This window comes from Streptomyces sp. NPDC088762 (genome assembly GCF_044750905.1).
Lineage (GTDB): Bacteria > Actinomycetota > Actinomycetes > Streptomycetales > Streptomycetaceae > Streptomyces.
The window spans coordinates 114,306-135,578 of record NZ_JBIVKT010000019.1 but is presented as its reverse complement, the minus strand read 5'-3'; the positions used below and the strand labels follow the sequence as shown (position 1 = coordinate 135,578).

Genomic DNA, 21,273 nt, shown 5'->3' with positions numbered 1-21,273 from the left:
CTTCACGTCCGTTGTTCCTTCTAAAGCGGGGGATACCTTTCGGTCCAGCCGGGCGTGGGGGCGGCCGGGCCGTGCAGGGCCGGGCCCTGGGTCATCTCCAGGGCGAAGTCGTCGGCGAGTTCGAGCAGCGTGGCGCGGCCTTCGAGGCCGGCGAGGCGGGCGGCCGGCAGGGCCGTCTCGCCGTGCAGGGCGCCCAGGAGGGCCCCGCACAGGGCGCCGGCGGCGGCCGGGTCCGCGCCGTGGCCGACGGCGAGTTGCAGCCCGTGCGGGATGTCCTCGGCGACGAGGGCGCAGTAGACGGCGAGGGCCAGGGTGTCCTCGGCGTCGGCCGTGGTGGACAGGGCCCGGACGCGCTCGGCGGTGGGCGGGCCCTGGGTGACGGCCGAAAGGGCCCCCTGCAGGGCGTCGGTGACGGACTGGTGGCCGGGGCGTGCGGCGAGCAGGCCGAGGGCGCGGTGAGCCGCGCCATCGGGGGATTCGCCGCGGGCCAGGGCGTGCACGATGACGGCGAAGGCGCCGGCCGAGAGGTAGGCGCCGGGGTGACCGTGGCTCTGCGCGGCGCACTCGACGGCCAGTTGGAGCACGAGGGCGGGCTCCCAGCCGACGAGCAGTCCGAACGGCGCCGAGCGGGTGGCGGCGGCCGCGTCCCGCGCGGCGGGGTTCTTCGGCTTGTCCAGGGTGCCGACGATGTCGTCCCCGAAGCCGGTCATGGAGGCGCGGTCGGGATTGCGGCGGGCGTAGAGCCACTCCTGCCGCGCCAGCCAGCCGTTGTCCTTGCGGCGCTCGTCGGGACCCCAGTCGTGCTGGGTGGCGGCCCAGCGGAGGTACGCCCGGTGGATGTCGGTGGGCGGGTGCCAGGCGCCGGTGTCCCGGCGCACGTGGGCCCGTATGAGCCCGTCCACGGTGAACAGCGTGAGCTGCGTGGCGGACCCGACCCGCCCGCCGGGGCCTCCGGCCCCTGGCCCGTGCAGCCCGTGCAGCCCGTCGGGCCCCTCCAGCCGCTCCGGGCCCGGGCCCGGAGCGGCCGCGGTCCCGAGGGCGTCGCCGATGGCGCCTCCGAGCAGCGCCCCGCGCACCCGGCTGCGGAAGTCCTGCTGCTCGAACCGGCCCCACAGTCCGGTGCTCAAGCCGGGGCTGCGCCGCCCGGCCGTCACCGGTACGGCCGGCACGTCCAGGCCGCGGGCGGGGGCCTCGGGAGCCGGCCCGGCCCCGGCCGCGCGCACCTCGCCGGTGTCGCCGCTCCCGGCCGCGGTGCGGGGCTCGTGCAGGGCGCCCGCGGGGCCGGGTGCGGCCGTCGTGCTCGAGGCGGGCACGGCGGCACCGACAGGCTCGGCCTCGCCCCGTGCGTCCGTTCCGCCCGCCATGTCCGTACCGATCACTTCGCTCATCTCGGCCACCGCCGCCACCGTCCCCCCGACCGTGCCTGCACTGGCGCGCACTTTAGTGGACAGGTTCCGCCGAAATTCGGAAGGAGCGTGTCAAGCGGTCCATAACTGCGCGGAGAACGGCCGGAATCCGAACATTTTCGGCCGCCCGCGGCAGGCGAGTGGCACGTTTTGCCACTCGCCTTCGGCCCGGCCGTTCTCAGCCACACCTCGCTCACCGCACGTTCCCCCCGCCGCCCGGCCTACAGGGGACTCAGTCCAGTACGGGCAACAGCTCCGGCAGGTGCCCGTCCGAGGCCAGGGCGGCCCGCTGCCGCTCCTGCGGCACCTCGCCGTACAGCGTCGTACGCGCCTTCGCGGGCCGGCCGGCCGCCTCCGCGACGGCGATCAGGTCCCGCACCGACTTGTACGAGCCGTAACTCGACCCCGCCATCCGCGAGATCGTCTCCTCCATCAGCGTCCCGCCCAGGTCGTTCGCCCCGGACCGCAGCATCTCGGCCGCGCCCTCCGCGCCCAGCTTCACCCAGCTCGTCTGGATGTTGGGGACGTACGGGTGCAGCAGGATCCGGGCCATCGCCGTCACGGCCCGGTTGTCGCGCACCGTCGGCCCCGGCCTGGAGATGCCCGCCAGGTATACGGGCGCGTTGGTGTGGATGAACGGCAGCGTCACGAACTCCGTGAAGCCCTCCACGCCCTTGGACCGCGCTGCCTCCTGGATCCGGGCGAGCGTGCGGAAGTGTCCGAGCCAGTGCCGCGGCTGGTCCACGTGCCCGTACATCATGGTGGAGGAGGAGCGGATGCCCAGCTCGTGCGCCGTGGTGATGACGTCGATCCAGTCCGCCGTCGGCAGCTTGCCCTTGGTCAGCACCCAGCGGACCTCGTCGTCCAGGATCTCCGCCGCCGTCCCCGGGATGGAGTCCAGCCCGGCCTCCTTGGCCGCCGTCAGCCAGTCCCGTACCGACATGCCCGTCCGCGTGGCGCCGTTGACGACCTCCATCGGGGAGAAGGCGTGCACGTGCATGCCGGGGACCCGCTGCTTCACCGCCCGCGCGATGTCGAAGTACGCCGTTCCGGGCAGATCCGGGTGGATGCCGCCCTGCATGCACACCTCGACCGCGCCCACCTCCCAGGCCTGGGCGGCGCGGTCGGCGACCTGCTCCAGCGAGAGGGTGTAGGCGTCGGCGTCCGTGCGGCGCTGCGCGAAGGCACAGAAGCGGCAGCCGGTGTAACAGACGTTGGTGAAGTTGATGTTGCGGGTGACGACGTAGGTGACCTCGTCCCCGACCACCGACTTCCGCAGGTCGTCGGCGACCCGGCACAGGGCGTCCAGCGCCGGCCCGTCCGCGTGCAGCAGGGCCAGCGCCTGCTCGTCGGTCAGGCGCGTCGGGTCGTCGGCGGCCTGCGCGAGCGCGGCCCGTACGTCCGTGTCGATGCGCTCCGGGAGCATCCCGGGGGCGGCCGCCTCGCGCAGCGCCTCCCAGTCCCCGTAGACGTGGTCGAAGTCCTCGCGGCGGTCCCCGGTGCGGCCCTCGGTGTCGATGGTGGCGTGCAGATCGGTGCGCCCGTACGCCGTGAAGCCCTCGTCCGGCTCCTGCCAGGGGCGGCCCTCCACGGGCGCGCCCTCCTCCGCCAGCCCGCTTCCGGCGTCGGCCAGCGCCCGTACGTGCGGCAGCAGCCGGGGGTCCAGCCAGGGCTCGCCGCGCCGGAGGAACTCCGGGTAGATCGTGAGCCGTTCGCGCAGCTCGAAACCGGCGGCGGCGGTCCGCTCCGCCAGTTCCTCGATGTGCGGCCAGGGGCGCTCGGGATTGACGTGGTCGGGGGTCAGCGGCGACACCCCGCCCCAGTCGTCGATGCCCGCGCCGATGAGCAGCGCGTACTGCGCGTCCACCAGGTTCGGCGGTGCCTGTATCCGGGCGCCCGGCCCCAGGATGTGGCGGCCGACGGCGATGGCGGCGGCCAGCTCCTCCAGCTCCGCGTCCGGCATGCCGCGCATGGCGGTGTCCGGCTTGGCGCGGAAGTTCTGGACGATGACCTCCTGGATGCCGTGGTAGCTGCGCTGGATCCGGCGGAGTTCGAAGAAGGCGTCGGCGCGCTCCTCGTACGTCTCGCCGATGCCGATCAGCACCCCGGTGGTGAACGGTACGTTCGAGCGGCCCGCGTCCTCCAGCACCCGCAGCCTGACGGCCGGCTCCTTGTCCGGGGAGCCGTGGTGGGGGCCGCCGGGCTCGGACCACAGGCGGGTGGCGGTGGTCTCCAGCATCATGCCCATGGACGGCGCGACCGGCTTGAGGCGCTGGAGGTCGGACCACGTCATCACGCCCGGGTTGAGGTGCGGCAGCAGGCCCGTCTCCTCCAGCACCCGGATCGCCATGGCGCGCACGTAGGCGAGGGTGTCGTCGTAGCCGTGCGCGTCGAGCCACTCGCGGGCCTCGGGCCACCGGTCCTCGGGGCGGTCGCCCAGCGTGAACAGGGCTTCCTTGCAGCCCATCGCCGCGCCCCGGCGGGCGATGTCGAGGACCTCGTCGGGGGACAGGTACATCCCGTGGCCGCTCTTGCGGAGCTTGCCGGGCACGGTCACGAAGGTGCAGTAGTGGCACTTGTCGCGGCAGAGGCGGGTGAGGGGGATGAAGACCTTGCGGGAGTAGGTGATGACACCGGGCCGCCCGGCGGCGACGAGCCCGGCGTCCCTCACCCGTGCGGCGGAGGCGGCGAGGTCCTTGAGGTCCTCGCCGCGTGCCCGCAGGAGTACGGCCGCCTCGGTCGCGTCGAGCGCGACGCCGTCGCGGGCCCGCCGGAGCGCGCGGCGCATCGCGTTTTCGGTCGGAGCGTCACTCGGAGTGGTCATGGGCCGAGCATACGATCCGCCCGCGCGGGCACGGGGCGCGTCACCGCATCACCTCACCGGCGTTGACCAGCAGCGACTGGCCGGTTATCGCCCGCGCCCGATCGGAGGAGAGGAACACGGCGGCGTCGGCCACGTCCCCGTCGGTGGCGAGGTCGGGCAGTGCCATCCGCTGCGTCAGCCGGGCGTGCACCTCCGCCTCGGGGACCCCTTCCGTATGGGCGGTGAAGGTGACGAACGCCTGCACGGGCGGTCCCCACATCCAGCCGGGCAGTACGGTGTTGACCCGTATCCGGTGCGGGCCGAGCTCGCGGGCCATGGAGTACATGGCGGAGGTCAGCGCACCCTTGGAGGCGGCGTAGGCGGCCTGCTGCACCTCGTTGGGCGCGGCGATGGCGGACTGGGTCCCGATGATGACGACGGCCCCCCCGCGCTCCTTGAGGGCGGGCAGACAGGCGCGGGTCATCCTCAGGGTGCCCAGCAGGTTGACGTCGATGATCTGCTGCCAGGTGCCGAAGTCCGCGTCCTCCAGCCCGCCGAAGTACGAGTCCCAGGCGGCGACGTGCACGACCGCGTCCACCCCGCCGAACCGCTCGACGGCCAGCCGGGCCAGGGCCCCGCACTGCTCCTCGTCCCCGATGTCGGTGGGCCGGTACGCGGTGTGGGCCCCGTCGGGGTCGATCTCGGCGGCGGCCTTGGCCAGATTCGCCTCGGTCCGGGCCCCGAGCACGGCGTTCCCCCCGTCCCGCACCACGGCGGCGGCCACCTGGTGCCCGAGCCCGGCCCCGACGCCGGAGACGATGACGGTCTTCCCTTGAAGCAGCATGACGAGCCTCCAGGCCGGGGGACAAGGCGGTGCCAGCCCTCTGCGTAGCTGACGGCTCGTCAGGTTAGGGGAGGGGGCGGAGGTTGGGAAGGGGTGGGCCCGTCAGCGCCCCGCAGCCGCCCCCAGTCGCCGCAGACCCTCCCCGATCTCCTCCGGGGTGTGCGTCGTGAAGGACAGGCGGAGGGTGCGCGGGTCCGGGGTGCCCGTGAAGAAGGGGGAACCGGGGACGAAGGCCACGTCGTGGGTGAGGGCCGTGGTGAGGAGGGCCGTCGCGTCGTGGCCCTCCGGGAGGCGGGCCCAGACGAACATGCCGCCCTCCGGGCGGTTCCACTCGGAGCCGGCCGGGAGGGCGTCGGGCAGGCCCGTCAGGAGGGCGTCGCGGCGGACCCGGTAGGCCGCGCGGACCGACGTGACGTGCGCGTCCAGGTCCCTCGAGGCCAGGTAGTGCGCGGCGGCCAGCTGGTCCACCGTCGAGGTGTGCAGGTCGGCCGCCTGCTTCGCGATCACCGCCGCCCGGCGCAGCGCCGCCGGGGCCCGCAGCCAGCCCAGTCGCAGCCCCGGCGCCATCACCTTCGAGAAGCTGCCGAGCAGGGCGGTGCGGTCCTCCGCTCCCGGGTGGGCGGCGAGCCACGGGACGTGGTCCCCCTCGTAGCGGAGGTCCCCGTACGGGTCGTCCTCGAGCAGCCACAGCCCGAGTCGCGCCGCCGTCTGCGCGATCGCGGCCCGGCGGGCGGCCGGCAGGGTCCGTCCCGTCGGGTTCTGGAACGTGGGGATCGTGTAGAGCAGCTTGGGGCGCTCCCGCGCGACGATGTCGGCCAGGGCGTCCGGGAGGATCCCCTGCTCGTCGCAGGGGACGGGTATCACCCGCGCCCCCGCCAGTCCGAAGCACTGCAAGGCGGCCAGATAGGTGGGGTTCTCGACCAGCACCACGTCCCCCGGCTCGACCAGGGTGGCCGCGATGAGCGTGAGCGCCTGCTGCGAGCCGGAGGTGACGAGCACGTCGTCCGGACCCGTGGCCAGGCCCCGCGCCGTCGCCCGGCCGGCGACGGCCGCGCGCAGCTCCGGCACGCCCTCGGTGGTGGAGTACTGGAGCGCACGCTGCGCGGAGGCCGCGAAGGCGGCGTCGTACGAGGCCCGCAGGCCCTCGGAGTCGAAGAGCTCGGGCGCGGGGAGGCCGCCGGCGAAGGAGATCACCCCGGGGCGTTCGGTGAGCGCGAGGATCTCGCGTACGGGAGAAGCCCCCACGGAGGCGGCGCGGGCGGCGAACGCGGGCGGCGGCGAGGCGACGGCGGTGGCGGCGGCAGCGGGCACGGGGGCTCCTCGGGAGTCGGGTGCGCGCATCGTAGCGGCAGAAAGATGCAGACGGCATCTATGTTTCGCATCCTGGATCCGGCAGTGAACGGCGCCCGCCCCCTCCTCATCTGATGGAGCATCAGCTAGACCGGTCCCATGACCAGAAGAGAGCAGGACCACGACGGCCGGCAGCAGGACGACGACACCCGGGCCGGCGACTACGCCGAACTGGCGGCCGTCGGCCCCTACGGCGTCCGCCCCGGCCACGCGCTGATCACCATGGTGGAGCCGCACCCGGGCCACGAGTACGCCTACAACCGCTGGTACGAGGACGACCACTACTACGCCGGCGCGATGGCCATGCCCTGGATGTACGCCGGCCGCCGCTGGGTGGCCACCCGCGAGCTCCAGGAGCTGCGCTATCCGGAGAAGTCGGCGGTCGCCCAGCCCGTCACGGCCGGGTGCTACATATCGACGTACTGGGTCACCGAGGGCCGCTACGACGAACACATGAAGTGGACCGTCGGCATCAACAAGCGGCTGAACCGCGACGGCCGCGTCTACCAGGACCGCACGCACGTCTTCACGGCCTTCCAGGACCACGCGGCCACCGTCTACCGCGACGGCGCCGCCGGCCCCAGGGACTTCCACGCCCTCGACCACCCGTACGCCGGACTCGTCGTCCAGGTCGTCGACGCCGACGGGCCCGAGCAGCGGGCCGAGCTGCTGGAGTGGCTGCGCTCACGCGCGCTGCCGAAGCGGCTGCAGGGCTCCCCGGCCGCGATGGTGACGGTCTTCCGGCCGACGCCGCTGCCCGGGGACCGGATGACGTACGTCAAGCAGGTCGAGGGGGTCGACACCCGGCTCACGCTGCTCTGGTTCCTGGAGGAGGACCCCCGGACCTGCTGGGACCGCTTCCTGGGGCTGGACGCGGAGGTCGCGGAGGCGGGGCTGGGGCGGGTGGAGCTGGTGGCGCCGTTCATCCCCACGGTGCCCGGGACCGACCGGTACGTCGACCAGCTGCGCTGAACGTCCGGACATGGCCGAGCCCCCTCGGCCAGGACGGCGGGCCGGTCGAGAGGGCTCCGTGCGGTGGTGCTGGTCGGACAGGAAGGTCGGAACGGTTGGGTCTGTCGGGACGGTTGGGACGCATGCAGTGACGTTCAGGCGAGGCGTCCCAGCCGGCCTTCGGTGACATCGGCGACGAAAGAGGTCCAGGAGCCGGGCGCGAAGGTGAGGGACGGGCCGTCCTGCACCTTCGAGTCGCGCACCGCGATGGCCTCCATGACGGGGGACTTGACCTCGACGCAGGCACCGTTGGCGGAGTAGGAGGACTTGATCCAGTTGTCCGTGGCGCCCTGGCGAATAGCCATGTTTCTCTCCGGTTCAGCGAGTAGTTCCGTTGCGTGTCGGCCACTTCTCCGGCTGACGTGATCGACGCTACCCGCCGCTCCTGAGGGGTGAAGGGATCATTCACCCGACCGAGTGGCATATTCCATTCAGGCCTTCTGTGGCCGGGGAGGGACGGTGTACCGTGCCGCCCCGGCCCGCCAGGTCCCGGGCAGAAACCCCGGTTTCCTACGGATTCATTTCACCTTGCCCGCATATTGGTCGATGATCCCGGAAATGAACTGCTGTGTCTGGTCGACATTGAGGGCCTGGGCGCGCAGGTGCTCGTACATCACGCTGTACTTCTGCACGTCGTTGGCCTTCTCCAGGTACAGGTCGCTCGTCACGCCCTCGATGTAGACCACGGTCGAGTCCGAGGCGTCCGGGAACTCCAGGATCGCGTACTGGCCGTTGACGCCCGGATGCGCGCCCAGCGAGAAGGGCATCACCTGCACCGTGACGTGCGGCTGCTCCGACTGCTCTATCAAGTACTCGAGCTGCCGGATCATCAACTGCGCGTCGCCGACCTCACGGCGCAGCGCAGCCTCGTCGATGACGGCCCACAGGCGCAGGGGCCCGAGCTCCGGATTGTTGTTGTCCGTCGCGGAGAGCCGTTTCTGCCGGTGCATCCGCACCTGGACGCGTTTCTCGACGTCGGCCGGGGCCGTCTCCGGCCACGCGCCGCGGACGAGGGACTGGGCGTACTCGGTGGTCTGGAGCAGTCCCGGGATCACGAGCGGCTCGTACGTACGCAGGCTGGCGGCGTCCGTCTCGAGGCCGATGTAGACGCTGTACGGGATGTCGCCGAAGGCGTGCCACCAGCCCTGCTGGCGGGAGTCCTTCGCCATCTGCATCAGCGAGTCCACGAGCCGGGGATCCTCCACCTCGTACACCTCGCACAGGTCACGGACGTCACGCTGGCTGATGGAGCGGCGGCCGTTCTCCAGTCGGCTGATCTTGGACTGGGAGACGAGGAGGCGTTCGGCGACCTGCTCGGCCGTCATGCCCTTGTCTTCGCGGAGCTTGCGCAACTCCATGCCCAGTCGGCGGCGTCGGACGGTGGGATTGACATTGGACGCCACGTGAACGGCACCTCCGCCTTCTGTTGCTGTCTCTCTGCGTGTCTGATGTTGAGCAGACTGCCACCGAAGCGCCTGGCGGCGCTGGGGAACGGCCGGGAAAAACAGACGCGCGGGGCGGCGGGGCCGGGGAACCGGCCCCGCCAACCCCGCGCGCCGGCGGTGCGTTGGCGGTGCGTTGGCGGTGCGATGGAGCGAGTGGAGCGGGTGGATCGGATCGATCCGGTGGATCCGGTGGGTCGGGTCGAGCGCGTGGATCAGTGGGCGGCCGCGCGGGCCATCGCACCGGTCCGGCGCGGCTGCAGCGGGATGCTGCCGGCCGTGGCCCGGGCGGGCGGTGGTGCCGGGGCGCGGTCACGGCGCGGCTGTGCGGCCACACCGTTCTGGACGTCCATCACGGCATGTGCCACGAGTCCGCCCATCGGGTCGTGCCGGATCAGGTCCCGCAGCCGGGACCTGGACGACCGACCCTCGTTGCCGGGGTACAGGTGCTTGCCGAGTCCGACCGCGTGGGCCAGTGCGGCGAGCGCCGCGGTCCGCGGGTCCGGCGGCACGCCGGTGCGGATCGCGCTGTCGAGCCGGGCACGGATCTCCCGGCTGATCGCCGTGTCCGTCGCCTGGTAGCGAGTCGTCGGCAACACCCCGCACATCTGTCCCGCGACGGCATGGACCATGCCGCAGCGCTCCAGGTGGGCGAGATAAATCTGGCGGAGCCCCAGGCGGGGTCCGCCGATCCAGTGGACGGCCCGTACCGGGCTGCCGCGTCTGCGCAGCAGTTCCAGTGCGGAGTCCAGAGTCGGATCTCCTGTCGGCCGTGGCATCACCACGGCGATACGATCCCCGTCAGGGGCTATCCGTCCTGCCAGAGCCAGCTCCACTAGCTGTGCCCCGGCCAGGCCGAGGTCGAGCGACTGCGGCTGCGCCGTGGTACCCGTGGCCGGGTCCAAGGCGAGCAGCAGAAGCTCCTCCGGAATTGTTCTGCGGCTCCTGCCCATCCATGCCTCCCCGCGTGGATGAGTGACAGGGTGACGCCTCTCACATTCATCTGTCGAGAGCGCGTGGCCGCTTTGTGGGGGAACCCGCAGCTATGTCGTTCTCGTCTAGCACGTGGGCGATGCCCCCTAGACGGGACACTGTTAGACATTCGGACAGCCGGACGTGGCGGCGATGGAGGAGGAACTGGTGGCGGGCGAGTCCCCCGACAAGTCGGTAGATGAAGGAGCGCCGGGGACTGCGGAGTCCTCCGAGGAGCGCGACCCGAGGCTGTCGGTGTTCCGGCCGAGGGAGCCGAAGGCCGATGGCGCTGCCCGTGGCGCTGCCGCTGAGGATGCCGGTGGCGCTGCCGCTGAGGATGCCGGTGTCCGTGCCGGTGGCGCTGGCGCTGAGGACGCCGGCGTTCGTGCCGGTGGTGATGGCGCTGCGGGTGGCGGGACTGGGGCCGGTGGCCGGGATTCGGCCGGTGTCGATGCCGACGGTGACGCCGCTGACGAAGCCGATGGCGTTGCACGTGCCGATGCCGATGCCGATGCGGGCGCCGGTGTGGGTGACGGCGACCCTGCCGGTGCGGATGCCGGCGAGCGGGATGCGCTGCGGGATGCGGTGGCGGCTTGGGTCGGCGCGGCCGACGGGTCGGACCCCGACTCCGACTCCGACTCTGAGCCCGAGCACGAGTCCGGTTCCGTTTCCGATTCCGGGCAGGAGACAGACCCGGTACCTGGGTCCAAGGCCGTCTCCGAGCCCGCCCGTTCCTCCGGACGGGTGGAGTCTGCCGCCGGATCCGCGACTTCGGGTTCCGGTTCCGCCGAGCCGGCGGCCGCGTCCGCCGACTCCGACCTCGCTCCGGCCTTCCGTGCCGCGAAGGCTTCCGCCTCCGCGCCGGATGCTCCGGCCGAGGAGTCCGACACCTCGGAGCGCACGACCGCCTTCCGTGCCGCGAAGGATCCGGCTCCTGCGTCGGACTCCCCGGCCGGGGAGCCCGGTGCCGCGAAGGGTTCCGCTTCCGCAGGGGCCGAGGGTTCCGCCTCGGAGCGCACGGCCGTGTTCCGGGCCGTGAAGCCGCCCACCGCGGGGAAGTCCGCGCCCGCTGCCGCGGCTGCGGGGGCGTCGGCCGCCAAGGACGATTCCGCTTCGGAGGCCGCCGACTCCGAGCGCACGGCCGTGTTCCGCACCGTGAAGCCCGTCGGCAAGCCGGACGCCGGGGCCACGCCCGACACCCCCGCCGAGGAGTCCTCCGACTCGGAGCGCACCGCTGTCTTCCGGGCCGTCAAGCCGCCCGCTCCGGCCTCGCCCGCGGAGCCCTCCGACTCGGAGCGCACCGCCGTGTTCCGGGCCGTCAAGCCGGGTTCCGGTTCCGGTGGTGCGCCGAGGGAGGACGCTGCCGTCCGGGAGCCCGCCGAGCGGGAGCGGACCGGGGTGTTCCGGCTGCCCAAGGAGGATTCCGCTTCCGCGGACGCGAAGTCGGCTTCCGTGGACGCGAAGTCCGCCTCCACCGGCGCGAAGTCCGCTTCCCCCGACGTGAAGTCCGGTTCCGGTGACGTGGAGTCCGCCGACTCCGAGCGGACCGCCGCCTTCCGGGCCGTCAAGCCCAAGGCGAGCACCTTCGTACCGCTGCGGACCGACGAGCCCGGGTCCGCCCAGGAGGCCAAGGCGCCGGCACCGGCCGCCCCGTCCCGCACGCCGGCCGCCATGGACCGGGTTGAGCGCACCACCCAGCAGCCGCTGCCGCCCAAGCCGCCGCTCGACATGCTGGCGGACCTCACCAACAACCCGCCCCCGCCGCCGAGCCCGATGCGCACCGCCATCCGGCGGTTCAAGATCTACTTCCCGCTCGTCGTGCTCCTGGCGATCATCCTCGCCGTCGTGCAGCTGGTGCGCCCCCTGCCCGAGCCGAAGCTCGTGATGACCGCGAAGTCCTCGTACACCTTCGGCGGCTCCAAGCCCGAGCTGCCCTGGCCCGGCGAAGGCCAGGCCTACATGGCCGCCGCCGGTCTCGGCACGCTCGGCCAGTCCGGCGAGCAGAAGCCGGTCCCGATCGCGAGCGTCACCAAGTCGATGACGGCGTACATCATCCTGCGCGACCACCCGGTCAAGAAGGGTGAGAAGGGCGCGATGATCGACGTCGACAAGACGGCCGAGAGCGAGGGCAAGAAGAACAACTCGACCGACAACGAGTCCACCCTCGACACGGTCCAGGAGGGCCAGAAGATCTCGGAGTACGACGCGATCGCCGCCCTCATGATCCCGTCGGCCAACAACATCGCGCGGCTGCTCGCGCGGTGGGACTCCGGTTCCCAGGAGGCGTTCGTCAAGAAGATGAACGACACCGCCAAGGAACTCGGCATGAGCAACACCACCTACACCGACCCCTCGGGCCTGGACGCGACCACCGTCAGCACCGCCGAGGACCAGGTGAAGCTGGGCCTGAAGCTGGTCGAGATGGAGACGCTGCTCGAGATCACCAAGAAGCCGGAGTGGATCGACCCGTCGGGCAAGAAGTGGCGGAACTGGAACGGCCTGGTCCCGTTCAACGACTCGCTCGGCATCAAGACCGGTACGACGACGAAGGCCGGCGGAAACCTCCTCTTCGCCGCCCAGAAGAAGATCGGCAACACCAACCAGCTGATCGTCGGCGCCGTCCTCGGCCAGCACAAGCCGCCGATCATCGACAGCGTGCTCGCCGCCAGCAAGCAGCTCATGATCGCCACCCAGAAGGCCCTCGAAGGCGCGCCCGTCGTGAAGAAGGGCGATGTCGTGGGCTACGTGGACGACGGGCTCGGCGGCCGGACGCCGGTCGTCGCCACCGCCGACGTACAGGCGATCGGGTGGGCCGCGCTCACCGTGGACGTGAAGCTCGGCAACGGAGGCGGCAAGCTGCCGCAGACCGCCAAGGCGGGCACGGAGGTCGGCCTGCTCACCGTGGGTGAGGGCGCCAGTCAGGTGAAGGTGCCGGTGGCCCTGAAGAGCGACCTCGCCGCGCCGGGTATCGGCAGCAAGCTGACGCGCGTCGGCTGACGGCGGGTGAGAGCGTGGAACCGGCGTCCCGGGCAACCCCGGGACGCCGGGACGCGTCTTGGGAGCGGGACCGTAGTGGACCGAGGTGTTGGGGAGTGCGGCCGTGACCACCGCTGAGCAGCAGGACCGGCACCGACCGGGCGGTGCCCCGTCGGCTCCCGTGTCCGGCCCGGCGCCGGTCCCCGTGCCCGATCCCGCGGGCCGTTACACCGCCGGTGCCGCCCCGGCCGCTGCCCCCGGCGGCATGCGGCGTCGCGGCCTCGACCTGCTCCGCCGCCACCCCGTCGCCGTCGCCGCCCTCCTCGCGGGGGTGCTGCACGTCGTCTGGTTCTACAGCTTCGCCAACAGCGGCGGCGACCTCGCCGCGCAGGACGCGTGGGCCGAGTTCGTGGGCCGCCATCCCGATTCGGCGTACAACCTCGCCTGGTACGGGGGCATGCACCCCGTCTCGTACAGCGTGGTGTCCCCCTACCTCATGCACGTGCTCGGCGTCCGGACCACGATGATGATCGCGGGCACGGTGTCGGCCGGGCTGCTCGCGCTGATCCTCACCCGCTGCCGCGGCGCCGTGCGCGAGCCGCTGTGGCCCGCCCTGGCCGGGGTGTACGGGCTGCTGTGCAACGCCCTGTCGGGCCGTGTCACCTTCGGCCTCGGCGTGATGTTCGCGCTCGGAGCCGTCGCCGCCGTCTTCTGCTGGCCCCGCAAGTGGGCGGAGCGCCGCTGGGCCAAGGCCGCCGCGGCGGCCCCGCTGGCCGGGCTCGCGACGGCCTCCAGTCCGGTGGCCGGGCTGTTCCTCGGGGTGATCGCGGCCGCGCTCTTCCTGAGCGGCCGGCGCCCCGGTGCGTACGCGCTGGGGCTGGCCCCCGTGGCCGTGGTCGGGCTCTCGGCGTGGCTGTTCCCCTTCTCCGGGACGCAGCCGATGAAGCTGGGCTCGGCGTGGCTGCCGTTCGTGTTCGCGCTGGCGATCCTCTTCCTGGTGCCCAAACGGTGGAAGACGGTCCGGATCGCCTCCGCCGTGTACGCCTTCGGAACCTTCCTGACCTGGGCGATCGACTCCCAGATCGGCTCCAACGTGACCCGGCTGGTCATGCTGTTCGGCGGGGCGGTGCTGCTCGCCGCCCTGCCGTACGAGGTCCCGCGCACGCGGCGCTGGTACGCACTGCTGCTGGCCTTCGCCGGGATGAACGCCTGGATCACCACCAACAGCATCACGGACATCGTCCGCACCACCCCGGTGGCCGCCTGGAACCGGGAGCTGGCCCCGCTCGTCGACCAGCTGCAGAAGGCGGGCGCCGAGCGCGGCCGGGTGGAGGTGGTCCCGGCCAGCAGCCATCGGGAGTCCTCCGCCTTCCCCTCGTACGTGAACCTCGCGCGCGGCTGGAACCGGCAGGCCGACCTGGAGCGGAACCCGCTCTTCTACGACGACAGCCTCACCGCCGACAGCTACCGGGAGTGGCTGGAGCGCTGGGCCGTGCACTACGTGGTACTGCCGGCGGACACACCGGATTCGGGCGGGGAGACCGAGGCGCGGCTGGTGGGCGAGGGGCTCCCGTACCTCCAGCAGGTGTGGGGCGACGCGAACTGGCGGCTCTTCAAGGTCGCCGAGCCGACGGACCTGGTGTCCGGCCCGGCGACGGTGGTGCGGGCGGGCGCCGATCAGCTCGTCATCGACGTGAAGCGGGCCGGGCGGGTGCTGGTGCGGATCCCGCACTCGCCGTGGCTGGGGCTGGTGGACGGCGCGGGAAAGGCGGTGGCGCCGCCGCAGGAGTCCTTCGCCTCGAAGGCGCGGGGGTCCGTGCCGAAGCAGTACACCAACGCGGCCGGATGCCTGTTCAAGGCGGCTCCGGACGCGGCGGGCGATGTGTGGACGGAGCTGCTGGCGCCGGGGCCGGGGGAGTACCGGGTCGCGGCGAAGTACCAGCTGCCGCGCGGCACGCCCTGCCCGGAGGAGCTGGTCAACGCCGCGCTGGGGGTGCCGGAGCGTCCCGTTCCGCCCCGGCCGTGAGCGGTCTCGACCCTTCCGGATTGTTACGTGCTGGTCCGGGTGCGTTCGTCCGTATATGTGCATACGATCCCAGTAGTCCGATTGGGTGCTCCCGAAGGAGTTGACGACGGGATGGGCAAAGAGCTGAAGCAGGACGTTCGAGCGGCCATCGCGAAGGCGCAGGAGCAGGACCAGCTGCCGCGTGCGGCGGGTCACGGCTTCGAGGGTCCGGTACGGAGCAAGGTGAAGGGCGGAGCGCACACGAAGGCGGCCCTCAAGCGGGCCGGCACTCCACAGGGTGACCGTATCGGCGAGCGCAGCAGAGGCCTCAGCTGATTCCGTGCGGTGGTCTGGCCCTTCCGGTTCCGGCCGGGAGGGCTTTCGTGTACCTGTGACCAGGGACTTTGGCCAACAACGTCATCCTCTGCGCCGACCTGACAGCCCGACCCGAAACGCGAGGACCCCCAGCCGTATCCCGGCTGGGGGTCCTCGCACCGTGCCCTCGGCAGGATTCGAACCTGCGACACCGGCTTTAGGAGAGCCGTGCTCTATCCCCTGAGCTACGAAGGCGCCGCGGACAGCCTAGCGGATCGTGCTCCGCGGATGCGCCCCCATAAGTACGGGCTTCGGGGAAGAGGAATGACCGGTGGCGCCGGCCTGACCTGCGCGCCGCAGCGGGAGGGTCAGTTCGCCGCCTTCCTGATGAGGGCGGCGATGCGGGTCTCGTCGGCGGGGGTGAGCTTCGTCAGGGCGTAGGACGTCGGCCACATGGTTCCCTCGTCGAGGTCCGCCAGGTCGCTGAAGCCGAGCGTGGCGTACCGGGTCTTGAACTTCTGGGCGCTCTGGAAGAAGCAGACGACCTTGCCGTTCCTGGCGTACGCGGGCATGCCGTACCAGAGCTTCGGCGCGAGGTCCGGCGCGCCGGCCTTGACCAGGGCGTGGAGGCGTTCGGCGAGGACGCGGTCCGCGTCCGGCATCTCGGCGATCTTCGCGAGCACCTCGGTCTCCGGGTCCGCCTTGGGGGTGCGCGCGCCGCGGCGGGAGGCGGCCTTCAGTTCCCGGGCGCGTTCCTTCATCGCGCCCCGCTCCTCCTCCGTGAACCCGTCGTACTTCTCGTCGGCCGTGCCGCTGCTCTTGCCGGACGTCTGCGTGGATGTCATCGCGGGACTCTCCTCTTTCCTTCGCCGGTCAGGGGGTGGCCGGTACGGGGGCGGCTTCCCAGACGAAGCCGTCCGGGTCGGTGAAAGGACCGGAACCGGTGCCGAGCACGATCCGGTGGGATCCGGTGCCGTCGGCCGGGAGGCCGACGTCCTTGGCCAGGGTGTGGCGCGGGTACAGGGCCGGCTTCACGGCGCCCGGCTGCGCGGCGAACTCGACGTACTTGCGGCCGTAGCTCTTGGCCACGGAGAGGCCGCGGTCGACGTAGAACTGCTTGCTCGCCTTCATGTCCGAGGCGCCCAGCAGGAGCACCATCTCGTCGATGTGCAGCCCGGCCGGGCCGGTGTCCTTCTTCTCCGACGTCGCGATCTTCCAGACCGTCCCGTCCGGGGCCCGTACGACGCCGCCGTACCCCCAGAAGGATTTGGCGGCGGGCTTCAGGACCGTGGCGCCGGCGTCGAGCGCCGCGTCGACGAAGGCGTTGACGTTGGCCGGCTGGGACACGGTGAGGGCCGCCACGAACCCGCGGAAGCCGGTGGTCGGCGCCTCCGAGGCCCGCAGGCGTACCCGGGCACCCAGTCCGAGGGCGGAGTAGAAGCGGTCGGCGGCCGTGGGGTCGGCCACCTCGAGGGTGACGGATGCGATGGGGTTCATGTCCCTCACGCTAGGTGCGGCCCGGCCGCCGATGCTTCTCGATTCCTGACCGGTCCGGTCACCTTCCTGCCGGGCGGCGGCGGTCAGCGCCTCCCCCCATCCGGGACGGCACATGGGCGTCTCCCCTCCTCGGCTCAGCGGAGCTCTTGGATCCGGATCAGGTTGCCCGCGGGATCGCGGAACGCGCAGTCGCGCACCCCGTACGGCTGCAGGGTCGGCTCCTGGACGACCTCGGCCTCGGCGGCCCGCACCTTCTCGAAGGTGCCGTCGAGGTCCCGGGTGGCCAGCAGGATCCAGCCGTAGGTGCCCTTGGCCATCATTTCGAGGATGGTGCGGCGCTCGGCCTCGGTGATCCCGGGGTCGGCGGCCGGCGGCGCCAGGAGGATGGACGTGCCGGGCTGCCCCACGGGGCCGACCGTGATCCAGCGCATCCTGCCCTGCCCGACGTCGCTGCGGACCTCGAAGCCGAGGGTGTCGCGGTAGAAGGCCAGCGAGGCGTCCGGGTCGTCGTGCGGGAGCGAGGTGGTGTGAATGGTGATGTCCATGGCCGAAACGTTAACTCCCGCCCTGCGAAGGGCGCTTCTCCGATCCTGACGCGTCTGCGGCCCCCGCCGCCCTGCGCTCCTACGGCCGGATGATGCGCACCTGGTAGCTGCCGTTGCGCAGTTCCCCCACCACCGAGATGCTGATTCCCGCCTTCTCGTCGGTGAACGTCTCGCCCGGCCGGAACGGCGCGTCCGACAGTTCCGCGTGCACATTGGGCCGCCGCGTGCAGCCGCCGCTCGCGCCCGCGCTGTCCGAAACCGTCACCGGGCCCCGCCCGGTGTCCACGTCCGAGTCCACCTTGTAGATGAGGACGCCCGGCTTGCAGACGGCCTCGTCGTTCCCGGCCCGCGTCCGCACCTCCACCGCGTACCCGGAGCTCTCCGACAGCGGTACGAAGGCCAGCTTGGTCCCGCCCGCCACCGCGAGCGGCGACAGGGTGTGGTCGCTGGCGCCCGACTTCGACGCGCAGCTGACCTGCGTCGCGTCCAGCCAGCCCAGCTTCCACTTGTGCCAGCCGAGCAGGTCGTTGTTGGCGCCCCAGTCCTCGCTCATGATGTCCCAGTGCCCGACCGTGCCCCCGCCGTCGGCGGTGTACAGGTCCGGCAGGCCGAAGACGTGCCCGTTCTCGTGGGGGAGCACCCGGTAGCCGGTGTCCCGGTAGGTGCCCGAGCCGTCGTCCTGGCGGCTGTAGACGAAGGACGTGTTGGCGAGCGGCACCCCGTCGGCCACCGGCGCCTCGCCGTTGCCCGAGAAGGTCACGGACAGGACGGTGTCGAGGGCGGACGGCCCGGCGTTCGGGGTCACCAGGATGTTGATCAGGTCGTACCGGCTGAAGTCCACCTCGGGATCGGCGGCCTTCGCGATGTGCTCGACGAGCTGCCGGTAGCCGGGCTCGTACGCGGACCCGCGCTCGATCCCGTACGCCGCGAACGGCATCGGCATGCGCAGCCAGGTCCTTATCGGCGCCTCGGGCCGGTAGCGGAGCCGGCCGTAGGAGCTGGTGCTGAACCACTCGGAGGTCTTGGGGAAGAACTCCGCCAGCCGGTCGAGCGCCGTGCCCTCGCCCTTGGCGTCGGGGAAGTCGATCATCAGGTTCAGCGCGCGGACCTCGCCGGTGGAACGGGAGTACCCGGACGGCGTCGGCAGGCCTTCGGACATCTGGACGCCCATCGTGCCGGCGATCCGGCACGGCGCGAGAACCGATTCGGCGGTCGCGGCCACGGGCCCGGCCGCCGAGTGGGGTCGGCCGGATATCCCCGTGCTCGCGGTCGCCGTGACGCCGAGGGCCAGCGCGGTCAGGCCGATGTACGCGCTGGTGCGGCGTGATCTGCGTATCCGGTGGCGGGTCTGCGTCATGGAGATCGCCTTCGGGTCCGCGGCAGCCGGCCCTGCCCGGTCTGCGCTCTGTTCGATCACCCTCCGACGGCGTAGGCGCACCCGCGCGCCGGGAGAGGCCGAACGTGGATCCCCGCGTGACTCAGGTCACACGGGCGAGTGAAATAACCGGGGAGCCGTTCCCCGTTTGTACGTGAGTCCCACGAAGTGGGGACCGGCTCCCCGTTTGGGGGAACCCGTACGCATCGACCAGCGCGACGACGTGTCAGCGCGAGGGAGGCCCCGGAATGAAGCGCCCCACCACCGCCACGCCGACGGTCCGGCCCCTCGCCGGCTTCGCGGCGGTGGACGTGGCCCCGGCGGCTCCGGCGGCTCCGGCGGCCCCGGCCGCTCCCGCCGCCCCCGCCGCTCCCGCCGCGAGCGTGGCGCAGGGTGTGACCCCGGTGTGCGCCGGGGACCCGCCGCACACCGCGGTCCCGCCCCAGCCCGCCGCGTCCAGGCCGGTGCCGCGTCCGCGCGCCGACGCCGTCCGCAACCGCGAGCGGATCCTGACGGCCGCCCGCGAGATGCTCGTCGAGTTCGGCTCCGGGGCCGCCTTCGACGAGATCGCCCGCCGGGCCGGCATCGGCAACGCCACCCTCTACCGGCACTTCCCCGACCGCCCGACCCTCATCCGCGAGGTCGTCCTCTTCGTCATGGCCCGGGTCACCTCCTCGGCCGAGGCGGCCCTGGCCGAGGAGCCGGACGCCTTCGCCGCGCTGTGCCGCTTCACGCACACCGCCGCCGACGAGCGGATCGGTGCCCTGTGCCCCATGCTCGCCGATGACTTCGACCGCGAGCACCCCGAACTCCTCGCGGCGAGCACCGCGTTGGGCGCGGCCATCGAGACCCTCCTGACCGCCGGTCAGGACGCCGGTCTGATCCGCACGGACATCGGCGCCGGCGACCTGACGATCGCCCTGTCCCAGCTCAGCCGCCCCCTCCCGGGCACCGCCTGCTTCGAGGCGGACCGCTTCGCCCACCGCCATCTCCAGCTGTTCCTGGACGGGTTGAGGGCTCCGGCCCGCTCCGAGCTGCCCGGTTCGGCCGCCACGCTGGACGACCTGAGGCAGACCGCCATGTGACCCGCCCGACCTCCCGAACCATTCCTTTTTCAGTCATTCCGCACAGTGAGTGGGTAACCCCATGCCGAAAACAGCCGCGACACCCCCGCAGGCTGCCGATCCCAGCCGCTGGAAGGCGCTCGTCTTCATAGCCCTGGCACAGTTGATGGTCGTCCTCGACGCGACCATCGTGAACATCGCCCTCCCCTCCGCCCAGACCGACCTCGGCATCTCCGACGGCAACCGCCAGTGGGTCATCACCGCGTACGCGCTGGCCTTCGGCGGACTGCTCCTCTTCGGTGGCCGCATCGCCGACAAGTGGGGCCGCAAGAACGCCTTCGTCGTCGGCCTCACCGGCTTCGCCCTGGCCTCCGCGCTCGGCGGCGCCGCCAACGGCGAGGCCATGATGCTGGGCGCCCGCGCCCTCCAGGGGGCCTTCGGCGCACTGCTCGCCCCCGCGGCCCTCTCCCTGCTCGCCGTCATGTTCACCGACGCCAAGGAGCGCGCCAAGGCCTTCGGCATCTACGGTGCGATCGCGGGCGGCGGCGGCGCCGTCGGCCTGATCCTCGGCGGCTTCCTCACCGAGTACCTCAACTGGCGCTGGACCTTCTTCGTCAACATCCCCTTCGCGATCATCGCGGCCGTGGGTGCGTGGCTGGTCATCCGCGAGCCCGCCGGCTCCCGCAACCGCGCGCCGCTCGACATCCCGGGCGTGGTCCTGTCCACGCTGGGTCTCGTGTCGCTGGTCTACGGGTTCACGCGCGCCGAGTCGGCCGGCTGGTCGGACGCCGTGACCGTCCTGATGTTCGTCGCCGCAGGCGTCCTGCTGCTGGGCTTCGTCTTCACCGAGTCCCGGGTCAAGTCCCCGCTGCTGCCGCTGCGCGTCCTGCTGGAGCGCAACCGCGGCGGTGTCTACCTCTCGCTCGGCCTGGCCGTCATCGCCATGTTCGGCCTGTTCCTCTTCCTCACCTACTACCTCCAGGTCGTGAAGGGCTTCTCGCCCGTCAAGACCGGCTTCGCCTTCCTGCCGATGATCGCGGGCATGATCACGGGCTCCACCCAGATCGGCGCCCGCCTGATGACGCGGGTCCCGCCGCGCCTGCTGATGGGCCCGGGCTTCCTGCTCGCCGCCACCGGCATGCTGCTGCTGACCCAGCTCGAGGTCGGGTCCTCGTACCCGGCGCTGATCCTGCCGGCGCAGCTGCTGCTCGGCCTCGGCATGGGTACGGCGTTCATGCCGGCCATGTCACTGGCCACGGGCGGGGTGAACCCGGCCGACGCCGGTGTCGCCTCCGCCATGGTCAACACCTCGCAGCAGGTCGGCGGCGCCATCGGCACCGCGCTGCTGAACACCATCGCCGCCTCGGCGACGACCGCGTACCTGACCGACCACGCGGCCGAAGCCGCCGCCGGCGGCGCGGCGGCCAAGCTGGTCCAGGCACAGGCCATGGTCGAGGGCTACTCCACGGCCATCTGGTGGGCGGTCGGCATCCTGGTCGCGAGCTCGACGATCGCGCTGACCCTGATCAACACCGGCCGTCCGGGCACGGGCGGCCCGGTGGCCTCGGGCAACGGCGGCGCCAAGGTCGCCGAGGACGCCGAGGTCCAGATCCCGGTGATCGCCCACTGACGGGCGCGCCGGCGCCCGCGCGGCAACGGCTGCGGGAA

Annotated in this window: 18 protein-coding genes and 1 tRNA gene; 6 read left to right on the top strand and 13 right to left on the bottom strand. The window is 72.1% G+C overall.

The features are described from left to right. Window positions 1-20: 20 nt before the first annotated feature. From ACIP5M_RS31450 to ACIP5M_RS31435, 4 genes are all read right to left on the bottom strand, one after another. Entirely contained in the window at window positions 21-1,127 is a 1,107-nt protein-coding gene (locus ACIP5M_RS31450; RefSeq protein WP_401203136.1) for an ADP-ribosylglycohydrolase family protein, read from the bottom strand. 511 nt (window positions 1,128-1,638) lie between these two features. Beyond that, window positions 1,639-4,230, bottom strand: coding sequence for a bifunctional FO biosynthesis protein CofGH (locus ACIP5M_RS31445; protein WP_401203054.1), 2,592 nt, complete (start codon window positions 4,228-4,230; stop codon window positions 1,639-1,641). 40 nt (window positions 4,231-4,270) lie between these two features. Continuing rightward, entirely contained in the window at window positions 4,271-5,053 is a 783-nt protein-coding gene (locus ACIP5M_RS31440) for an SDR family oxidoreductase (protein WP_401203052.1), read from the bottom strand. Window positions 5,054-5,155: 102 nt separating this feature from the next. Further along, window positions 5,156-6,394: a PLP-dependent aminotransferase family protein gene (locus ACIP5M_RS31435; RefSeq protein ID WP_401203050.1), complete on the bottom strand. Its 1,239-nt coding sequence runs from the start codon at window positions 6,392-6,394 to the stop codon at window positions 5,156-5,158. A gap of 108 nt (window positions 6,395-6,502) precedes the next feature. Here ACIP5M_RS31435 and ACIP5M_RS31430 point away from each other — a divergent pair, with 108 nt between their 5' ends. Further along, entirely contained in the window at window positions 6,503-7,375 is an 873-nt protein-coding gene (locus tag ACIP5M_RS31430) for a hypothetical protein (RefSeq protein ID WP_401203047.1), read from the top strand. 134 nt (window positions 7,376-7,509) lie between these two features. Here the strand turns inward: ACIP5M_RS31430 and ACIP5M_RS31425 are convergent, their stop codons facing one another. The 4 genes from ACIP5M_RS31425 to ACIP5M_RS31410 form a co-directional block, all read right to left on the bottom strand. Next, a complete protein-coding gene (locus ACIP5M_RS31425) occupies window positions 7,510-7,719 on the bottom strand; it encodes a DUF397 domain-containing protein (protein WP_030706854.1) in 210 nt (69 codons plus the stop codon). Window positions 7,720-7,932: 213 nt separating this feature from the next. Continuing rightward, entirely contained in the window at window positions 7,933-8,817 is an 885-nt protein-coding gene (locus tag ACIP5M_RS31420) for a helix-turn-helix domain-containing protein (protein WP_401203045.1), read from the bottom strand. Between the two features lie 254 nt (window positions 8,818-9,071). Further along, complete coding sequence (locus ACIP5M_RS31415) at window positions 9,072-9,809, bottom strand: GPP34 family phosphoprotein (protein WP_401203042.1); 738 nt, start codon at window positions 9,807-9,809, stop codon at window positions 9,072-9,074. A gap of 46 nt (window positions 9,810-9,855) precedes the next feature. Next, entirely contained in the window at window positions 9,856-10,482 is a 627-nt protein-coding gene (locus ACIP5M_RS31410) for a hypothetical protein (protein ID WP_401203039.1), read from the bottom strand. A gap of 90 nt (window positions 10,483-10,572) precedes the next feature. On the opposite strand from ACIP5M_RS31410, the gene ACIP5M_RS31405 reads away from it, so the two are divergent. From ACIP5M_RS31405 to ACIP5M_RS31395, 3 genes are all read left to right on the top strand, one after another. Next, window positions 10,573-12,825: a hypothetical protein gene (locus ACIP5M_RS31405; protein ID WP_401203036.1), complete on the top strand. Its 2,253-nt coding sequence runs from the start codon at window positions 10,573-10,575 to the stop codon at window positions 12,823-12,825. A 103-nt stretch (window positions 12,826-12,928) separates the two neighbouring features. Continuing rightward, entirely contained in the window at window positions 12,929-14,830 is a 1,902-nt protein-coding gene (locus ACIP5M_RS31400; RefSeq protein ID WP_401203034.1) for an MFS transporter, read from the top strand. Between the two features lie 111 nt (window positions 14,831-14,941). Then, window positions 14,942-15,145: a hypothetical protein gene (locus ACIP5M_RS31395; RefSeq protein WP_401203032.1), complete on the top strand. Its 204-nt coding sequence runs from the start codon at window positions 14,942-14,944 to the stop codon at window positions 15,143-15,145. Window positions 15,146-15,306: 161 nt separating this feature from the next. Here ACIP5M_RS31395 and ACIP5M_RS31390 read toward each other — a convergent pair. The 5 genes from ACIP5M_RS31390 to ACIP5M_RS31370 all read right to left on the bottom strand — a co-directional run bounded on the left by ACIP5M_RS31390 (window position 15,307) and on the right by ACIP5M_RS31370 (window position 18,523). Further along, window positions 15,307-15,379 (bottom strand) — tRNA-Arg (locus tag ACIP5M_RS31390). 113 nt (window positions 15,380-15,492) lie between these two features. Further along, window positions 15,493-15,969: an iron chaperone gene (locus ACIP5M_RS31385; RefSeq protein WP_401203029.1), complete on the bottom strand. Its 477-nt coding sequence runs from the start codon at window positions 15,967-15,969 to the stop codon at window positions 15,493-15,495. A gap of 28 nt (window positions 15,970-15,997) precedes the next feature. Then, complete coding sequence (locus tag ACIP5M_RS31380; protein WP_401203026.1) at window positions 15,998-16,621, bottom strand: glyoxalase; 624 nt, start codon at window positions 16,619-16,621, stop codon at window positions 15,998-16,000. 134 nt (window positions 16,622-16,755) lie between these two features. Continuing rightward, window positions 16,756-17,166, bottom strand: coding sequence for a VOC family protein (locus ACIP5M_RS31375; RefSeq protein WP_401203023.1), 411 nt, complete (start codon window positions 17,164-17,166; stop codon window positions 16,756-16,758). A 79-nt stretch (window positions 17,167-17,245) separates the two neighbouring features. Beyond that, window positions 17,246-18,523, bottom strand: coding sequence for a M6 family metalloprotease domain-containing protein (locus ACIP5M_RS31370; protein ID WP_401203020.1), 1,278 nt, complete (start codon window positions 18,521-18,523; stop codon window positions 17,246-17,248). 266 nt (window positions 18,524-18,789) lie between these two features. On the opposite strand from ACIP5M_RS31370, the gene ACIP5M_RS31365 reads away from it, so the two are divergent. After that, window positions 18,790-19,626 carry a TetR/AcrR family transcriptional regulator gene (locus ACIP5M_RS31365; protein WP_401203018.1) on the top strand — a complete coding sequence of 279 codons (837 nt, stop codon included), beginning with the start codon at window positions 18,790-18,792 and terminating at the stop codon, window positions 19,624-19,626. Window positions 19,627-19,687: 61 nt separating this feature from the next. Continuing rightward, window positions 19,688-21,235, top strand: coding sequence for an MFS transporter (locus tag ACIP5M_RS31360; protein WP_401203015.1), 1,548 nt, complete (start codon window positions 19,688-19,690; stop codon window positions 21,233-21,235). The last annotated feature ends 38 nt before the right edge of the window (window positions 21,236-21,273 follow it).

What these genes read in the sequence shown, in the direction of transcription:
- ACIP5M_RS31445 (WP_401203054.1), bottom strand. Translation starts at nt 4,230, where the DNA reads ATGACCACTCCGAGTGACGCTCCGACCGAAAACGCGATGCGCCGCGCG.
- ACIP5M_RS31440 (WP_401203052.1), bottom strand. Translation starts at nt 5,053, where the DNA reads ATGCTGCTTCAAGGGAAGACCGTCATCGTCTCCGGCGTCGGGGCCGGG.
- ACIP5M_RS31435 (WP_401203050.1), bottom strand. Translation starts at nt 6,394, where the DNA reads ATGCGCGCACCCGACTCCCGAGGAGCCCCCGTGCCCGCTGCCGCCGCC.
- ACIP5M_RS31430 (WP_401203047.1), top strand. Translation starts at nt 6,503, where the DNA reads ATGACCAGAAGAGAGCAGGACCACGACGGCCGGCAGCAGGACGACGAC.
- ACIP5M_RS31425 (WP_030706854.1), bottom strand. Translation starts at nt 7,719, where the DNA reads ATGGCTATTCGCCAGGGCGCCACGGACAACTGGATCAAGTCCTCCTAC.
- ACIP5M_RS31415 (WP_401203042.1), bottom strand. Translation starts at nt 9,809, where the DNA reads ATGGGCAGGAGCCGCAGAACAATTCCGGAGGAGCTTCTGCTGCTCGCC.
- ACIP5M_RS31395 (WP_401203032.1), top strand. Translation starts at nt 14,942, where the DNA reads ATGGGCAAAGAGCTGAAGCAGGACGTTCGAGCGGCCATCGCGAAGGCG.
- ACIP5M_RS31385 (WP_401203029.1), bottom strand. Translation starts at nt 15,969, where the DNA reads ATGACATCCACGCAGACGTCCGGCAAGAGCAGCGGCACGGCCGACGAG.
- ACIP5M_RS31380 (WP_401203026.1), bottom strand. Translation starts at nt 16,621, where the DNA reads ATGAACCCCATCGCATCCGTCACCCTCGAGGTGGCCGACCCCACGGCC.
- ACIP5M_RS31375 (WP_401203023.1), bottom strand. Translation starts at nt 17,166, where the DNA reads ATGGACATCACCATTCACACCACCTCGCTCCCGCACGACGACCCGGAC.
- ACIP5M_RS31370 (WP_401203020.1), bottom strand. Translation starts at nt 18,523, where the DNA reads ATGACGCAGACCCGCCACCGGATACGCAGATCACGCCGCACCAGCGCG.
- ACIP5M_RS31365 (WP_401203018.1), top strand. Translation starts at nt 18,790, where the DNA reads ATGAAGCGCCCCACCACCGCCACGCCGACGGTCCGGCCCCTCGCCGGC.
- ACIP5M_RS31360 (WP_401203015.1), top strand. Translation starts at nt 19,688, where the DNA reads ATGCCGAAAACAGCCGCGACACCCCCGCAGGCTGCCGATCCCAGCCGC.